The organism is Aurantivibrio plasticivorans, assembly GCF_055392955.1.
In genome coordinates this window covers 2,259,724-2,276,481 of sequence record NZ_AP036020.1, presented here as the reverse complement: position 1 = coordinate 2,276,481, position 16,758 = coordinate 2,259,724, and the positions used below count along the sequence as shown (strand labels likewise).

Annotated in this window: 13 protein-coding genes; 9 read left to right on the top strand and 4 right to left on the bottom strand. The window is 46.2% G+C overall.

The genetic code is table 11. The features are described from left to right. Positions 1-25 precede the first annotated feature (25 nt). Positions 26-2,329: a flagellar assembly protein A gene (locus ACZ5NB_RS10250; RefSeq protein ID WP_464107525.1), complete on the bottom strand. Its 2,304-nt coding sequence runs from the start codon at positions 2,327-2,329 to the stop codon at positions 26-28. A 259-nt stretch (positions 2,330-2,588) separates the two neighbouring features. On the opposite strand from ACZ5NB_RS10250, the gene ACZ5NB_RS10245 reads away from it, so the two are divergent. After that, positions 2,589-2,993 (top strand): CBS domain-containing protein, encoded by a 405-nt coding sequence (locus tag ACZ5NB_RS10245; RefSeq protein ID WP_464107524.1) that lies wholly within the window; start codon positions 2,589-2,591, stop codon positions 2,991-2,993. Positions 2,994-3,110: 117 nt separating this feature from the next. On the opposite strand, the gene ACZ5NB_RS10240 is transcribed toward ACZ5NB_RS10245, so the two are convergent. Further along, positions 3,111-3,986: a helix-turn-helix domain-containing protein gene (locus ACZ5NB_RS10240; RefSeq protein ID WP_464107523.1), complete on the bottom strand. Its 876-nt coding sequence runs from the start codon at positions 3,984-3,986 to the stop codon at positions 3,111-3,113. Between the two features lie 241 nt (positions 3,987-4,227). Here ACZ5NB_RS10240 and pobA point away from each other — a divergent pair, with 241 nt between their 5' ends. Continuing rightward, positions 4,228-5,433, top strand: a complete 1,206-nt coding sequence (gene pobA, locus ACZ5NB_RS10235; protein ID WP_464107522.1) for a 4-hydroxybenzoate 3-monooxygenase — start codon at positions 4,228-4,230, stop codon at positions 5,431-5,433. A 48-nt stretch (positions 5,434-5,481) separates the two neighbouring features. Here the strand turns inward: pobA and ACZ5NB_RS10230 are convergent, their stop codons facing one another. Then, positions 5,482-7,407 (bottom strand): sigma 54-interacting transcriptional regulator, encoded by a 1,926-nt coding sequence (locus tag ACZ5NB_RS10230; protein ID WP_464107521.1) that lies wholly within the window; start codon positions 7,405-7,407, stop codon positions 5,482-5,484. Positions 7,408-7,945: 538 nt separating this feature from the next. On the opposite strand from ACZ5NB_RS10230, the gene ACZ5NB_RS10225 reads away from it, so the two are divergent. The 5 genes from ACZ5NB_RS10225 to ACZ5NB_RS10205 all read left to right on the top strand — a co-directional run bounded on the left by ACZ5NB_RS10225 (position 7,946) and on the right by ACZ5NB_RS10205 (position 12,156). After that, entirely contained in the window at positions 7,946-9,400 is a 1,455-nt protein-coding gene (locus ACZ5NB_RS10225) for a CmpA/NrtA family ABC transporter substrate-binding protein (protein WP_464107520.1), read from the top strand. Between the two features lie 2 nt (positions 9,401-9,402). After that, positions 9,403-10,227 carry a nitrate ABC transporter permease gene (gene ntrB, locus ACZ5NB_RS10220; RefSeq protein ID WP_460234721.1) on the top strand — a complete coding sequence of 275 codons (825 nt, stop codon included), beginning with the start codon at positions 9,403-9,405 and terminating at the stop codon, positions 10,225-10,227. A 5-nt stretch (positions 10,228-10,232) separates the two neighbouring features. After that, positions 10,233-11,138: an ABC transporter ATP-binding protein gene (locus ACZ5NB_RS10215; RefSeq protein ID WP_464107519.1), complete on the top strand. Its 906-nt coding sequence runs from the start codon at positions 10,233-10,235 to the stop codon at positions 11,136-11,138. A 25-nt stretch (positions 11,139-11,163) separates the two neighbouring features. Continuing rightward, positions 11,164-11,604: a cyanase gene (cynS, locus tag ACZ5NB_RS10210; RefSeq protein WP_464107518.1), complete on the top strand. Its 441-nt coding sequence runs from the start codon at positions 11,164-11,166 to the stop codon at positions 11,602-11,604. A gap of 81 nt (positions 11,605-11,685) precedes the next feature. Continuing rightward, the gene (locus ACZ5NB_RS10205; protein ID WP_464107517.1) at positions 11,686-12,156 is read left to right on the top strand and encodes a nuclear transport factor 2 family protein; all 471 of its coding nucleotides are present in this window, start codon (positions 11,686-11,688) and stop codon (positions 12,154-12,156) included. Between the two features lies 1 nt (position 12,157). Here the strand turns inward: ACZ5NB_RS10205 and ppk1 are convergent, their stop codons facing one another. Then, positions 12,158-14,317 carry a polyphosphate kinase 1 gene (gene ppk1 / locus ACZ5NB_RS10200; protein ID WP_464107516.1) on the bottom strand — a complete coding sequence of 720 codons (2,160 nt, stop codon included), beginning with the start codon at positions 14,315-14,317 and terminating at the stop codon, positions 12,158-12,160. 152 nt (positions 14,318-14,469) lie between these two features. Here ppk1 and ACZ5NB_RS10195 point away from each other — a divergent pair, with 152 nt between their 5' ends. Beyond that, the gene (locus tag ACZ5NB_RS10195) at positions 14,470-16,011 is read left to right on the top strand and encodes a Ppx/GppA phosphatase family protein (RefSeq protein ID WP_460234726.1); all 1,542 of its coding nucleotides are present in this window, start codon (positions 14,470-14,472) and stop codon (positions 16,009-16,011) included. A 113-nt stretch (positions 16,012-16,124) separates the two neighbouring features. Then, on the top strand, positions 16,125-16,757 hold the full coding sequence (locus ACZ5NB_RS10190; protein WP_460234727.1) for a class I SAM-dependent methyltransferase: 633 nt from the start codon (positions 16,125-16,127) through the stop codon (positions 16,755-16,757). The last annotated feature ends 1 nt before the right edge of the window (position 16,758 follow it).

Below are 16,758 nucleotides of genomic sequence, written 5' to 3'. Positions count from 1 at the left end.
GATTATATCTAAAGTCAGAGTGCCGCTATTCAATTGGGCTTACATCAAAAACACGAGCGCCGACCAGGCGTACTTTGCATCGGCGCTGTTCTTCTTTAAAAGTATATGTTTGGTCTAAAATTTTTACACTAACACCTGGATGGACTGTACCTTCGATAATCACAGCGCCTTGCTTTATAACGTTGTTGGTGAGATTGCGTAATTGAATGGTGATTCTTTGTATGCGTTCGTTGAGCTCGGACACGTCTTCTCCGTTTAGAGATGGGTCTTGAAGTTGCTCTAAATATTCAGCAATTTGGTGATGAAGTGATTTACTGAGTTTGGGGTCAATTTCAATGACCACGGTGGTTTTTGCTCCCGCGGGCGAGCCCAAGTGTTTTACCGTAATGGTTTTACCCGCTCTAGCTACGCCGCCGACGAGATGACCTTTTCCTTGTGTGATGGTGATGGAGCCTTTGGCGTGTAGCGTACTGTTAACCGCAGAATCAGTGACTATGATGTCGTGATAGGCATATAGTTTGGCATTTTGCGCGAATTTCGCGGTGATATTTCCTGCAGCCATGGTACGTTCGTCGCTGTGATCGCGCTCAATGATACCCCCGTTAACGACAACATCGGCACCGGCTGTAACCGAGGCATTGTCAATATTTTGTGAAATTATAACGTGACCTTTCGCATCAACCTTGAAGCCACTTTCAATATTGCCTTTGATGTGAATAGCACCGGTTTCATGATGAAGGTTGCCGGACTTATATCCGACGTCGCCATCCCATTCAAAAATATCACTAACACTTACTATATTTCCTTGAATGAGTAACGCGCCTGATTCTGTTGCGTAGAAAGTGTCACCCTCGAGGCGCACCCCATCGCCTGCTATGTAGCCAATGTGTTTTCCTTCTGTAGCGGGCGTCGGGTTGCCAAATACATCTATTTGGGATTGACCTTTGGTGGCGGGGATGATGGTTGCAATGGGTTGTTCTGGCTCGACGTTTTTGATGGTCGAACGCTCGTGAAAATCGACTCTGTCATCGTCAGTTTTTTTACCCACATTGGCTTGGTGATCTACAAGGTATTTTAAATACTCGTCCTCACCGGCAACACCAGGCCGACCGTTTGCGATGACGCGTTCTATTTTTTTCTGAGTATTCTCGCGCAGCGCGATGAGTGCATCATCTATCGCTTGATGGTCAATGCCGTAGGTTACATTTAGCTTTTCTAAACATCTGTCTATGTGTTTTCGGGATAGGGCTAAGTGATGTGCTTCTTGGGGGTATGCGGTTAGATACACGTGCATTCCATCGTCGCTGACTTTAATGGGCGGTGTAACTACGAGTTTGTTGTTTATGAGAGTGAGGTACCCGACTGGGGTAACGTCGGCGAAATAGTCACCGCTGTCGTCCTCTTTTCGTAGGCCTTCCCCAATACTGAGTGGTGGCGCTTCTGTTTTTGAGGGGGGCGGCTTGATGTCTTCACCAAAAATATTTTTCCCGGTGGTTTGTGCGGTTGCCGGTGTTTCTGTGCAAATTAGATCTTCTTGCTCTACCAGTTTTGGTTGAACCGCCGGGTGTTGAACGGCTTCGGGGTTTTTCGCTAGCTCGCGTGGGTCTGAACCATTGAGTGTAACATGACACAAGAAATCCGCTTTACAGGCGGGCTCCGCTGGCAAGCCCAAGGCGACGGTGACTTGTCTTTGAATGGTTTGTAGTTCTGCGGTGATATCAATAGCGTCTTCATTTATACCGAATGTTATTCCCGCAGCGCGAATATCATCAAGAATAATTTCACGTGTGATTGGCGTACCGACAGTGGAGGTCGGGTGGATGTCTAAGCACGCTTCGAGTTTATCGTGGCTAATAGCCAGCAGTGGCGTGACGTAAGGCACGCCCATTCGTTCACTCACCGTGCCGTAACGCGTCGATAAAACATTGGCTTCATTTCGCAGAGTATTGTCGCCCAAGGTCAATTCGGCTGAGGAGGGCGGTTCTATTGCCTCGCCAAAAACCGTTGTCCCGGGTGTGCCTGGTTCCCCCACGTTAATAATGGCGATCACTTCTCCAGGTGTCACAATATCTCCGACATTGCTTTGTAATTTTATGGATGAGCCTGTGCCGCGTTCAGGTTGTTTGGCTTCAGCAATTACAATCGCGTCGAGGGTTTTACCCTGTTGTAGGTCATTAACTGCGTCTTCTATGGACTGATGATCGATGCCAAAGGTGACTTTTTGCTGTTCAAGCAGAGCTAACACCTCGTTGGTGGTTATCGGATCGTGTTCTGCCGGTAGGGTCAGTGTTACCCGCTGTGGCGATATGTCTAATGCGCTTTTGTCCACGGCATTCCAGTTGGCTGCTAGGTTAGATTAACGCGGCTCGATTGAAGCCCGTTTTGAAACTATTGATTAGAGTTTAGTCAATTAATGGCTTTGATGGGCTATTCGTTGGGCACTTTTCGGTGACTGGGGCTTCGCGATTTTGCGCTTACTCAATGGTGTCTGCCCCTAAAGGTAAATTCGGTGCGGAGCAAATACGCTGGTTAGCTAGGTTTGATGTTTTGGCTATGCTTAATACATCAATCGTAAAGTAATTGGCGATATGCAAATTTCACTGATCATGACAAAGAATCCTGTCTCCATCGCAATGGATAATCCGATGAGCGAGGTGAAGGACATCTTCGAAAAGACTCAATTCCATCACTTGTTGGTTGTTGATGAGGGTGTTCTGGTTGGTGTCATTTCGGATCGTGATTTACTCGGTTCAATCAGTCCCACTGCGGGTACAGCGGTGGCGAATGCGCGGGATACCGCAACCCTCAATAAACGCGTTCGCCAAGTTATGAGCCGTCAACTCATAACACTTGGCCCTACAGCGTCGTTTTATGATGCAATCGCGCTTTTCAATAAACACCCGATTTCTTGTATTCCGATTGTGGACGAAAACAATCACCCGTTAGGTATTGTTAGCTGGCGGGATATTATGCGTGCGATTAAATTAAAATAAATCAAACCTCGTACGCAATGTTTGCCGCACAACGTGTCTGACCACGGCCTTTAACCGAGCGTGCTTTCACCGAGCGTGCTTTTACCGAGCGTGCTTTTACCGAGTGTGTCAGTATGGTTAGAGCCTGTGGTCCTGCCGAAACTTTCCCGGTGTTTGACCGGTCGCCCGTTTAAAAAATCGCGAAAAATACCCCGGGTCTTTAAACCCAGATTCATAGGCAATGGCATCGGCCGATTGACGGGTATAGAGCAGTCGACGTTTTATTTCGATGACAAGGCGTTGCTGAACAAACTGTTTCGCACTGAGGCCAGTAATGTGTTTCACCATACGGTTGAGTTTTGACGGCGTAATATTGAGTTTTGCGGCGTACTTGTCAGCGGTCAGGTGATTTTTGTAGTGTTCATCGACCAAGCGTTGAAATGCGATGAAGAGACGATTGTTCGAGCCAGTTTCCTGGGTGGGTTCGTTGGTTTGGCAGCGGCAAATGTAGATCACTAGCACCAGCATTAAAGATTCGCATACCAATGACTTTCCGTATTGGCTGCTGTCTAGCTCTTTTTGCAGTTGTTTTTGTGTTTCACGAATAGGTACCCAATGAGATAGGTCTTTGTTGAAGTGCTGCACAAACGCAGTCTGCAGTGTGTCGCTGATGGTTAGGTTACTGCGGCCCTCGAATGCATTGCTCAACAAGTACTGCGACACTGACACTACGGCACCTTTCGTATCCTTGCTGAATTGAAAGCTGTGAACCACGCCCGGAGGTATCCAAACAATGCAGGGGCCTTGCGTTGTATAACTGCGTTCGTCAAGACGAAGCGTAACATCGCCGGATTCGACCAGTAGACATTGATACATCTGGTTGTGACGGTGGGCTTCGATGACCCAGCCAAGCGGGCTACTGCGACTGGCGATATTCTCGCTATGGATTAGTGCCGGGTCGTCTTGCCAGGCGCTTTCGCCGTAGAGTCCAAAATGCGGTATCGCGAGGTTCATCGTATTTGGCCAACCTTGTTGATTCAGTCCCAATGGAGGGGCACGCCATTGGGCTAAAATGAAAGTACGGTATTGAAAGTACAACCTATTATTCTAAAAAACTTATAGCAGCGAAGGTTTAACTTATATACGCTGGTGATAGATGTTCAAAAAGTACAATTTATTGTCTCATATTCCTCTAATCTAATCCTCTTATTTTCCCCATACTGTCGGTAAATAATGAAGATCTGAGGAGACTAAAGTGAAGACGCAAGTTGCGATTATTGGAGCAGGGCCTTCTGGTTTACTGTTGGGCCAGCTACTGGCGAAACAAGGTATTGATAACGTTATTCTGGAGCGCGTGACTGGGGATTATGTATTAGGTCGTATTCGTGCGGGAGTGCTTGAACAAGGTTTCGTGGACCTAGTCCGCGAAGCGGGCGTCGCCGAGCGAATGGATCGCGAAGGCGAGATTCATGAAGGTGTCGAGCTTAGTTTCAATAACCGTCGCGAGCGAATTGATTTTACCGCTTTGACCAACGGAGACTCGGTTGTTGTTTATGGCCAAACGGAAATCACTAAGGACTTGATGGAAGCTCGGGCAGCGGCTGGATTAACCACCATCTATGAGGCGGAAAATGTTGCGTTGCATGATGTAAAAAGTGATTCGCCTTATGTGACATTCACTAAAGATGGTGAAACCGCTCGTCTCGACTGTGACTACATAGCGGGGTGTGATGGATTCCATGGTGTCTCTCGCCAAACCATTCCGGAAGATAAGCGCACTGAGTTTGAGCGCGTTTATCCATTCGGCTGGCTAGGTTTATTGTCTGACACACCGCCCGTCAGCGAAGAACTCATTTATTGTAAGCATGATCGTGGCTTTGCGTTGGCTAGCCTTCGTTCCCGAACACGATCGCGTTACTACATTCAGGTTCCCTTGACCGATAAGGTAGAAGATTGGTCAGATGACGCGTTTTGGGACGAATTCAAAAAGCGTTTACCAGAAGATGTAGCGGCGAAGCTGGTAACTGGGCCGAGCATCGAGAAAAGCATCGCACCATTGCGTTCCTTTGTGTGCGAGCCTATGCAATACGGGAATTTGTTTTTGGTGGGTGATGCTGCGCACATTGTACCGCCAACCGGTGCGAAAGGGTTAAATTTAGCAGCCTCTGATGTGGCGACACTTTATAAAGTTATGCAGCGAGTCTACAAAGAGGGCGATAAATCCTGTACAGCGCAATATTCAGAGATCTGTTTACGTCGAGTATGGCACGGTGAGCGTTTCTCTTGGTGGATGACCAATATGCTGCATAATTTTGATGGTGTTGATGACATTAACGGTGTTGAATCGCAGGTGCAAAAACGTTTTATGGAGTCAGAACTTAATTATTACCTCGACTATGAAGCAGGGCGTCGGGTGATAGCGCAACAATATGTCGGATTACCGTATGAAGATTTGAGATAGCGTTTGCTCAGTTAGCGACGAGAGATCATCAATCAAGCGCCGGGCCCATTAGACGACGGGTTCCGGCTCTTTGTTTTTGAATAGCGACGCGTCGATTCCTAAGCGCTTTATCTTTGAGGCAAGCGTTGTTAGCGCTAAGCCCAATAACTCAGCTGCGCCATCTTTTCCAAACACTTTGCCGCGTGTTTTGTTGAGCGCGGCTATTAAGCTGTTACGTTCTTGTGCTTTTAATTCAGCGGCTGTCATCAATTCGCTAACAGGCGAGGGGGTGAGTGCGGGTTGGGTGTTGAGTTGTTTGGCGTGTTGCGAAAAAAACTCATCAAAGCGAATAGTATCGCTGGTGGCCAATATCACTTGCCGTTCGATGACATTTTCTAGTTCGCGTATGTTGCCTGGCCAATTATAGTGCTTTAATTTTTCAACTTGGCTAAGTGGTATCTTAAGGTTTGACTTGTTAGCGCGTCGCGCAGCACGTTCAAGAAAGTGTTGTGCAAGCAGTGGGATATCATCTAGCCTGCCGCGCAGTGGAATTGATTCTACAGGGAAAACGTTCAGCCTGAAGTATAAGTCTTCACGAAATTCCCCAGCATCGACCAACGCTTTAAGATCACGATTGGTTGCCGCAATGATGCGTACGTTAACATCCCGTGTGGTTGCTTCTCCAACACGTTCAAATTGCTGCTCCTGTAATACACGCAACAGTTTTCCTTGGAGTGACAAGGGGATTTCGCCAACTTCATCGAGAAAGAGTGTGCCGCCGTCAGCGAGTTCAAAGCGACCAGGTCTATCAGCTGTTGCACCGGTAAACGCCCCTTTACTATGCCCAAAAAATTCGCTTTCAAATAGATCGGCAGGAATAGCCGCGCAGTTGACACGAATGAGAGATCGCTTGCTGCGCTCGCTTAAGTCGTGAATAGCCCGAGCAATAAGCTCTTTACCGGTGCCAGATTCACCATTGATTAATACCGTGGCTTGGGTTGGCGCGACGAGTTCTATTTTTTGAAGAATACTTTTAATCGCAATGCTATTACCAACAATCTGATGGTGGTTGAACTCTGAGCTGAGTTCCTCTTGTAGGTAAGCGTTTTCCATCTCAAGCCGTTGTTTGAGAGTTTCCACTTCCTGGAGTGCCGCAATCAACTGTTGCTGTGCATATCGTTTGTCCGTCACGTCACGAAAAATAACCACAGCCCCGACAACGTGGCCGCTATCCTTTATGGGTGTGCTTGTGTATTCCACCTCGATAGGTTTTCCTGATTTGGTCCAAAACACTTCGTTATCGACACTGTTCACAACTCCCTCGCGAAAAGCGCGGTAAATGTAGCAGTCTTCTGCATGGTAGTGGCGACCGTCACTGTGCTTAGAGTGAATTGCATCGTGAATATTTTTGCCAATAAGTTCTTCTGCTCTCCACCCAAGGAGCTTTTCGGCAGCGGGATTCAAAAATGTCGTACGTCCTTCGGCGTCAACCCCGTAAATTCCTTCACCAGCCGCGTCCAGGATAAGGCGGTTTTCTCTTTCAAACTCCTGAAATACTTTCTCTATTCGGTTCCAATGGCTTATGCCGGAACGGTAATGCCGATGGGCTTCAGCGCGATTCCTCGCTTTGAGGAGTTCTTCCGCGTCTTGTAATGACAGCTCCAGTAATGACTGACCGCTGACGTTAAGTTGCTTTGCTGAAATTTCGACGCGTATTTTTTGATGGTCTGTGCGCCGCGTAATGTAAAAGTGGTCCGACCAGGCACTGCCTGTTTCAAACGCTTCTTGAGTAAAGGCAATCAGCTCTGGAACTGATTCAGGAATTAACTCGGTAACGGATCGACTGCGTAACGACGCAACGTCGTCCCCTAGAAACTTACAACACTCGAAGTTACTCGCCAGTATTCTGTTGTTAACAGGGTGAATTAGTAAAAGCGGGATGGGGGAGTGCCAGAATGCTTCACTGATTAACTCGTCTCTATCGTCTAGCTGCATTGTTTACCCTTCGTCTCAGAGCATTACTCGTTCAAATGTAGAAAAGAATAATCAAATTGCGCGCCAACTCTACGATATTTCGTAGTGCGTTCTACGAAATATCGTTAACTACGGAAAATCGTAGTTTGTGCATCTGATAGCGTTGCCCGCTAGGCCCTGCAACTAGTGGGTTTCGCGAAATATGTAATATTGGCACTCAGGTTGCTTTAGTGAGTGTGAGCGAGCGAAAAAGGGACGGTTAAGGCAACCCAAACTTTAATTTGCTTGTCGCACTGTCATTTGAGCGCGACTCGCGTGAACCCTTGGGGGGCGTTGTCTTGCGAATTGTGTGTTTTTGCTCGCAAGTGGGGCACAGCGATAACGCATTGTCGAGCTCATAACTGAGTTCAGGGCTTGGCGTTGAATGTTCACACGTCACTATCAGTCATTGTGAAAAGCAGCGTTTTAACGAGATCAGCTTTACTAGGAAATCACAGTCAGTAATAACCGAGCAAAGCCTACACATCCATTCGAACCACGATTATCAGAGGAATCGAACATGACCATTAAGAGCTTAGGCAATCCATACGACGAAAATACCAGTCTCACACATTCTTCAACATGTACTTGTGATACCTGTTCTACGCAGGGGATGAGTATGTCGGATAAAGAGCGGACGGTATTGTTAGAAAAGCAAGCAGAAAAAATGGAACCCATTGCTGCCGACGCCAAAGCGGATAGCCAATTTGGTAGTTCTGAAGACATGCTTGACCGAGTTGTTGAGAATGCCATTGTCCGTGGGGTCTTTAACCACAATGATGTGCAGCGACGTCAGTTTTTAAAAATGGTCGGCGGTAGCACCCTAGCGTCGGTGCTAGGCACGATGTTACCAATGGATAAAATCAAAGCGGCTGTCAAAGAAACTACGGGTAAGCTTGAGAAAACTAAATTAAAAGTGGGTTTCGTTCCTATCACCTGTGCGACGCCGATTATTATGGCGCATCCCATGGGTTTCTACAGTAAATATGGTCTTGATGTAGAGGTTATTAAAACCGCAGGCTGGGCGGTGGCGCGGGACAAGTCACTGAATGGCGAATACGACGCATCGCACATGCTCACGCCAATGCCACTGGCGATGACAATGGGTGCGGGTTCATCAGCTGAACCTTACATCATGCCGGCGGTAGAGAATATTAACGGTCAAGCCATTGTTTTACATAACAAGCACATTAATAAACGTGATCCTAAAGATTGGAAAGGATTTAAATTTGGTGTGCCATTCGATTATTCCATGCATAATTTCTTGCTGCGGTACTACGTGGCGGAGCACGGCATTGACCCCGATAAAGATATTCAAATTCGTGTTGTACCACCACCTGAAATGGTGGCAAATCTTCGCGCGGGTAACCTGGATGGTTATTTGTCACCAGACCCCTTTAACCAGCGCGCCGTTTACGAAAAAGTAGGATTTCTCCATACCCTCACCAAAGATATTTGGGAAGGGCACCCCTGTTGTGCATTCGCTTGTAGCCAGAAGTTTGCAACAGAAATGCCTAACACCTATGCCGCACTCTTCAAATCCATCGTAGATGCGACTCACTTTTCCGCTAAGCCTGAAAACCGTGAGGAAATCTCTAAAGCGATTGCACCTAAGAATTATCTCAACCAGCCTGAGGTTGTTATCCGCCAGGTGTTGACCGGCCGTTATGTAGATGGTTTGGAGAAGAAAATTCACGATGTGCCTGATCGCATCGACTTTGATCCATTCCCATGGCACTCAATGGCGGTATGGATTTTAACGCAGATGAAACGTTGGGGATATGTGAAAGGCGACATTGACTACAACGCTATTGCAGAACAAGTTTATGTGGCTTCTGAAACAGCCTCAGTGATGAAAGATCTCGGCTACACACCACCAAGCAAAACCTACGAGAACTATACCATTATGGGTAAGGAGTTCGACTACACCAAGCCGGAAGAATACATTAATAGTTTTGCGATTAAGAGATCATAACGATGACGTTAAATATACGAGCGACCATTGTGTCGCTCATTCTTCTCGTGGTTGCTTTGGGTATTTGGGAAGTGCTCAATCAGCCGCCAGAGGCGAGCGAAGAACTCACAGAGTTTGAAATGTTGATGGGAGGTGCAGACGAAGAAGCGCGAGTTCCGCCTCCATCTAAGGTAATTGGCCATGCCTACAACGAACTCAGTGATCCCTTTTACGATAAGGGGCCAAATGACAAAGGTATTGGCATACAGCTCGCCTATTCGTTGTATCGCGTATTAACGGGGTATTTAGCCGCGGCTTTAATTGCAATTCCGCTTGGCTTTGTCATTGGTATGTCGCCGTTAATGTACAAGGCACTCAACCCTTATATTCAGGTATTGAGGCCTATTTCTCCTTTGGCTTGGATGCCGCTCGCGCTATTTATTATTAAAGATTCTGAGCAATCGGCGATCTTCGTTATTTTTATCTGCTCTATTTGGCCAATGCTCATCAACACGGCGTTTGGCGTCGCGAATGTGAGAACTGACTGGATTCGAGTTGCGCAAACTCATGAGTTAAGTGCAATGCGCACGGCCCTAACTGTGATATTACCTGCCGCAGCGCCGACCATTCTAACGGGTATGCGTATCTCAATCGGGATTGCCTGGTTAGTTATTGTCGCAGCTGAAATGTTGGTTGGCGGTACCGGTATTGGCTATTACGTTTGGAACGAGTGGAATAATTTAGATTTGAACAGTGTGATTTTCTCTATTCTGATGATTGGCGTGGTTGGGATGCTACTTGACGCCGCACTATCGGGTGTATCGCGCTTAGTGCAATACGAGGAGTAACAGCAATGAGCAAACCATTAGTGTCTATAGAGAATTTGGGAAAGACCTATCCCTCGCCAGGGGCGGAAGATGATTTAACGGTATTCAATCACGTCAATATTGGCATCAAAGAAGGCGAGTTCGTTTGTATTATCGGTCACTCCGGTTGCGGCAAGTCGACCATTCTTAATGTGTTAGCAGGTTTAGATCAGCCCACTGAGGGTGTGGTGATCATGGATGGTAAAGAGGTTTCTGGTCCGAGCCTCGAACGCGGTGTCGTGTTTCAAAACTATAGCCTTATGCCATGGCTTAGCGCCTTACAAAATGTGAATTTTGGTGTTCGTGCTCGATTTAAACAGTGGGATAAAGCCAAGGTAGAAAAACACAGCCGTGAATACTTGAGCATGGTGGGTTTAGAAAGTTCTTGTCATCGTAAGCCATCGCAATTATCTGGTGGTATGAGGCAGCGTGTCAGTATTGCACGGGCGTTTGCAACGCAGCCCAAACTGTTGTTACTCGATGAGCCATTTGGTGCCTTGGATGCATTAACACGCGGGACGATTCAGGACGAGTTGATAAAAATATGGAGCACCACAAAACAAACGGTATTTATGATCACTCATGACATCGATGAAGCCATACTGTTAGCAGACCGTGTGTTGCTCATGACCAATGGCCCTGAAGCTAACGTGGCTGAATCGGTGTTAATTAATTTACCTCGACCGCGAGAACGAGCGAAGATCGTTGAGCAGCCAGGCTATTACAAGATACGAAATCACTTGGTGGATTTTCTTGTCAATCGCTCGGGTGAACTAGCCGGTAAAACTGAAAAAGGGCATACCCCCTTAATTGTGGATCCTTTAGCTGAATCGTCTACATCATCGACGAGTGATATTGAAACTGAGCCGATGATTAAAACGGGTACACACTAATTTTACTTGATCCTTGGAGGACATTATGGATAAACAAGCCATGACCGACGCACTGGTGAGTGCAAAAGCAGAAAAAGGCCTGACGTGGGAGAAGATGGGAGGTGACTTAGATATGTCTCCTGTTTGGCTCGCTTCAGCGTGTTTGGGGATGAATAGCGCCCCACCTGAAAAAGCAGCCGCTATAGCCGAGTACTTGGGACTAGGTGGTGATGTGTCTGCGGCGCTTGAAGCATTCCCAACGAAGATTTGGGATCAAGCAGTGCCAACTGATCCACTCATTTATCGCCTTTATGAAGTCGTTGGAGTCTACGGCGATACTTTGAAAGAAGTCATTCAAGAAAAGTTTGGTGACGGAATCATGAGTGCGATCGATTTTTCAATGGACGTAGAGAAAGAAGAAAACCCTAAGGGTGATCGAGTTGTACTCACACTTAACGGTAAATTCTTACCCTATAAATCTTGGTAGTGCGCAAGATAACAAACTGACCTGCGGCACGGGGTCGCCGTACTGCAGGGTCTTTTCTATTTCTGTTTCCTGAGGATACTTATGTCCGAGTCTAGACCACCATTCCCGCCTTTTGATGAAGAGTCCGCCAAATTGAAAGTAAGAAAAGCCGAGGATGGTTGGAATGGCAAGAACCCAGAAATGGTAAGTCTTGCCTACACAGCAGACAGCGTGTGGCGAAACAGACATGAGTTTTTACAAGGTCGTTCCGAGATACAAGCGTTTCTAACCCGGAAGTGGGAGAAAGAGCTAGACTACAAACTGTGTAAAGAGCTTTGGGCGTTTCGTGAAAACCGAATCGCTGTACGGTTTGCCTATGAGTGGCATGATGAAGAGGATAATTGGTACCGTTCTTATGGGAATGAGAATTGGGAATTTAGCGAGCAAGGTCTAATGCGGTTGCGCATCGCAAGTATTAACGATCTTGCCATTAGTGAGAGCGACCGGAAGTTGGTATGGGAGGGAAGCGTGCGTCCCGACGATTATCCCTCCCTTTCTGATATGGGTTTGTAAGTTACTTTTTCTTCTTCGTTTTTTTTATCGCTGCTTTGCGGGCTTTCGCCTCTTTATTGATTTCTTTGTCCCAACGTTTACGAACGCTTTTGACATTATCAGGCAGCTTACCTTCCTGTAAATATTGGTGGATGATTTCTTGGCTGCGAATCTTGCCATTGATTTTATAGCGTCTGAACGTATTTGCTTGGTCCTCATCCAGTATTCTTGCTTTTACATTATCACACCATTGAATATCAATTATGTCATTGAGTATTTTTTGCAGCCTGGGGTCGAGAATAGGGGTGGTAACCTCTACACGATGGTCTAGATTTCGAGTCATTAAATCCGATGACGATATAAAGTATTTAGGCTGGCCCGCATTGTGAAATACAAAGACGCGGGGATGTTCGAGATAGCGATCAATAATACTAATGGCTTCGATCTTGTCAGACATACCTGGAACACCAGGTATTAGCGACATCATACCTCGGCAGATAATACGGATTCGAACACCTGCTTGCGACGCTGTGTAAAGCGCCTCGATAATATCTTGGTCAACTAGGTTGTTACACTTTAATGTGATGGTAGCTGGCAGGCCCTGATTTGCGTTTTCTGTTTCAGTCTGAATAAGCTCGGTGATACCCGCTCGGTTGGTATGAGGTGACACCAGGAGTTCTTGCATATGATGGCGGCGATAGGTGTAGTTAATAAAGTCAAAGACTTTACTAAGATCTTGGCCAATATCTTGGTTATACGTTAATAGGCTAAAATCCGTGTATATTCCTGCAGTTTTTTCATTCAAATTGCCGGTGCCGACATGACTATAATATTTTAAGACAGGACCTTCTTGGCGGCCTATGAGAATCAATTTACTGTGAACTTTCAGGCCAGGAACACCAAAAATAACGTTAACGCCACCTGCGGTTAATTCTTGAGACCAATCGATATTGGCCGCTTCATCAAATCGGGCTTGTAATTCGACAACCGCAGTGACTTCTTTGTTATTGCGTCGCGCGCTGAGTAGTGCGTCAACGATTTTAGAATTCTTTGCAACACGATATAGGCAAATCTGAATGGTTTTGACGGCTGGGTCAATTGCTGCTGTTTTTAGCAGATCAACCACCACACTAAACGGCTGATAGGGGAAGTACAAGAGAATATCGGTTTCTTTAATTTTATTGAAAATATTGCCGGTGTAGCCGTCAAGCTCCGGAACCGGTAGAGTTGGTAGTTGTTTGAGCTCCAAGTAATTGGGACCGACAGCCGGAAAGTCCATAAAGTCTTTGGCATTGTGGTACCGGCTACCGGGCATAATACTATCGTATTTATTGAGCTCCAAACGTTTGATTAATAGGTCTAGTAAGTCTTTCGGCATTTTGGCGTCATAGACTAGACGTTCCGGGTCTGCGTGTCGGCGTCGACGAAGCGATTGAGATAATCGATCCAGTAGGCTTTGATTAATACCATCCCCTAGCTCTAACTCTGCATCGCGGGTAATCTTAAAGGTATAGGCTTCCGCATCCACAAAGTCGATGACTCCACGGAATATCCTTGCTAATTCGCATCGCATGATATTTTCAAGCACGATAAACACCTTACCTTGCCCACCTTTCCGTTTTGGAATTTGAATAAAACGGGGCAGCCGGTCCGTGGGTATTTCGACAATGCCGTAGCTGTAGTTGTTATCGCTGTGCGTCAGCTTAATGGCCAGATATATCATGCCATCGGTAATTTCTGGAAACGGTTTGTTTGACTCTAGCAGTATGGGGTCCAGCTCTGGGAGAACACTTTGCGTAAATATTTCAGAAGCGGTAGTTCTCTGATCGTTATCGAGCTGTTGCTCGCTGACGAGGTAAATTTTGCGTTTGCGTAACGCGGCGAGTACTTCTGAGTACGTTTGATCAAATTGGTTTTGTAATCGCCGCGTGCTGTCTTGTATACGGTACAAAAGTTCTTTGTAGCGCTCCTTATCCTGACTGGCACTAGAAAATTCGGCTAGTCGACTAACGTCGGCGACACGTACGCGGAAAAATTCGTCGAGGTTATTGGAGAATATCCCTAGGTAGCGAAGTCTCTGGATTTCCGGAACTTTCGGGTTTCCTGCTTCTTGCAATACGCGTTCATTAAAGGAAAGCCAACTTAGTTCTTTGTCGATAAAGCGTTGGTGGGTATCATTCATACATCAGATTCAATTATAGCTATGGCGAAGGGCGTGTGACCCAACGTGGTATGTGTTTTAGGCTTTCGCAATGGTGCTGTTTCTAGCCAGGCTGTATAAGGTACGCTTATTTCAATCGTTAATTATGACAGTTTTATTAAATTTAATGTAAGGTGTCAAAAGACATTTTAGCCGAAGGGGAGGCCGGTATATTGGCTGAATTAGACTCGATTCCGACTTATGTGGCGCTGGATCTTGGTTCGAATAGCTTCCATATGCTTGTAGCTCGCTACTTGTCAGGAAAGCTTGAGGTGATTGATCGGCATCGTGAGGGAATTCGGTTGGCCGAGGGGCTCAGGAAGGATGGTACGCTGGCCAAGAAAACCATTAACGAAGCGCTAATGGCACTTGAACGCTTTGCGGAACGTATTCGCTCCATTCCTAATCGACACGTGCGCGTTGTCGGGACCAACACACTTCGCGCTGCTCGAAATGCAGACATTTTTCTCGAAAAAGCCGAGCTTATTCTTCAATGCCCCATCGACATTATTACCGGTATCGAGGAGGCCCGACTTGTCTATTTTGGTGTTGCCAATGATTTTGACCCCGATGCGAAAAGACGCCTTGTCATCGATATCGGTGGTGGCTCGACTGAGCTTATCTGTGGTGACACTCAGCCTAGCACAATGGAAAGCTTGCATATGGGATGTGTTAGTTACACGCAACGCTTTTTTCCTGAGGGTAAGTTCAATAAAAAAAGCTACCGTAAAGCAAAAATCGCTGCTCAGGCCGAAGTTCAGGCCGTCGCCAATGCTTTTTTGGATAATCCATGGCAAGAAGCGGTCGGCGCGTCAGGAACGATTAAAGCGGTTGAAGCGGTTTTGGAGGCGATGGGTTGCGCCGATTCACACAGTATTACTAGAGAAGGCCTAGATCAGCTAGTAGAAAGGTTAATGGAGTTTAAAACCATTGAGGAATTTAGCGTGCCTGGATTGAATGAAGAGCGAAAGAAGGTGTTTGCGGGTGGCTTAGCTGTTCTTGATGGTGTGTTTACAGAGTTGGGCATGCAGGAACTACACGTATCGAATTATGCAATACGTGAAGGTGTGATTTTAGATTTGGTTGGGCTTGATCACGAGCGTGACGTAAGGTCGGACACAGTTAGATTTTTTCAGCAGCAGTACCGTGTTGATCAAAAACACGCCGAAAGGGTTAAGCATTTTGCGTTTTTGTTGTTGGAGCAAACAGCGACTGACTTTGACGAAGACTATACACACTTAAAAAAATTGCTCGGCTGGGCTATCGACCTTCATGAAATAGGTATTTCTATTGCTCATAGCAGCTACCATAAACACTCCGCCTACTTGCTTCTTCATAGCAATATGGCAGGCTTTTCGAAACAAGAGCAAAAAATGCTGAGTTTTTATGTATTGAATCACCGACGTAAACTTCGCACAATGGAGCAAACTTATGGCTTTGAACCTGACTGGCGGTTAGTTCAGATCGTGCGTCTAGCGTGTCTTTTTAATCGGCGTCGTGAGGACATTGATACCAACGGTATTGCTATTCGTTTTAGCAGCGAGGGCGCCAAGCTGGCGTTACCTAAAGACTGGCTTGAAAGAAACCCATTAACGAACGCGGCTCTTCGTGATGAGCAAGCTTATCAGAGAGCGCAATCTAATAATTTAGAATTGGTTAAAAGTGTTGCAAAGTAATTGTTTGATGCAGATGACAACTAGATGACATTTGTTGATCTTCGCGAGTTTCGTTATGATGTCGATTCAGTGGACAACAGCGTTGTCGTAGACAATAGGTAAGGGGAGGATGCGTGCCTGAGTTAGTAGAGTTACCTGAAAAGAATTTATTCTCTGCCTATGGAGTTACTCTGTTAGAGAGCAAACATAAAACTGTTAAAAAGCTTGAAAAACATTATCAGCCCAGTATTCATGGTCACAAAACTTGGTCCAGTAGCTTTTTGCTGATGGATTATTTAATGCATACGCGCTTATTAAAACAACGTCAACGTGTCCTGGAACTCGGCTGTGGCTGGGGGCCTGCTGCTATTTTCTGCGCTGCGCATGCGGATTGTAAAGTTACTGGTCTGGATAGAGATGAGGAAGTGTTTCCGTTTCTTGAGGTACAAGCTGCGTTGAATGATGTTGAAGTGTCTACGATCAAGAAAGGCTTTGAGCAAGTGAGCAAACCCTTGCTTAAAAACTATGATCTAGTCTTTGGTACTGATGTTTGTTTTTGGGATGAGCTTGTCCCTATGCATTTTAAACTTATAAAACGTGCATTGGACGCTGGTGTAAAGAATATTATCTATACCGACCCCGGTCGCAGTACCTTTTATGAGCTAGCTGAAAAGTGTAAAGTAAAGTTCAATGTTGAATATCTTGACTGGTACAGTACCGAGCCAGACTATTTTGAAGGCTATATTCTTCATATAAAAAATACTTAGA

Coding starts and splice junctions, on each gene's coding strand:
- ppk1 (WP_464107516.1), bottom strand. CDS start 14,317: ATGAATGATACCCACCAACGCTTTATCGACAAAGAACTAAGTTGGCTT.
- ACZ5NB_RS10230 (WP_464107521.1), bottom strand. CDS start 7,407: ATGCAGCTAGACGATAGAGACGAGTTAATCAGTGAAGCATTCTGGCAC.
- ACZ5NB_RS10225 (WP_464107520.1), top strand. CDS start 7,946: ATGACCATTAAGAGCTTAGGCAATCCATACGACGAAAATACCAGTCTC.
- ntrB (WP_460234721.1), top strand. CDS start 9,403: ATGACGTTAAATATACGAGCGACCATTGTGTCGCTCATTCTTCTCGTG.
- ACZ5NB_RS10240 (WP_464107523.1), bottom strand. CDS start 3,986: ATGAACCTCGCGATACCGCATTTTGGACTCTACGGCGAAAGCGCCTGG.
- ACZ5NB_RS10205 (WP_464107517.1), top strand. CDS start 11,686: ATGTCCGAGTCTAGACCACCATTCCCGCCTTTTGATGAAGAGTCCGCC.
- ACZ5NB_RS10215 (WP_464107519.1), top strand. CDS start 10,233: ATGAGCAAACCATTAGTGTCTATAGAGAATTTGGGAAAGACCTATCCC.
- ACZ5NB_RS10245 (WP_464107524.1), top strand. CDS start 2,589: ATGCAAATTTCACTGATCATGACAAAGAATCCTGTCTCCATCGCAATG.
- cynS (WP_464107518.1), top strand. CDS start 11,164: ATGGATAAACAAGCCATGACCGACGCACTGGTGAGTGCAAAAGCAGAA.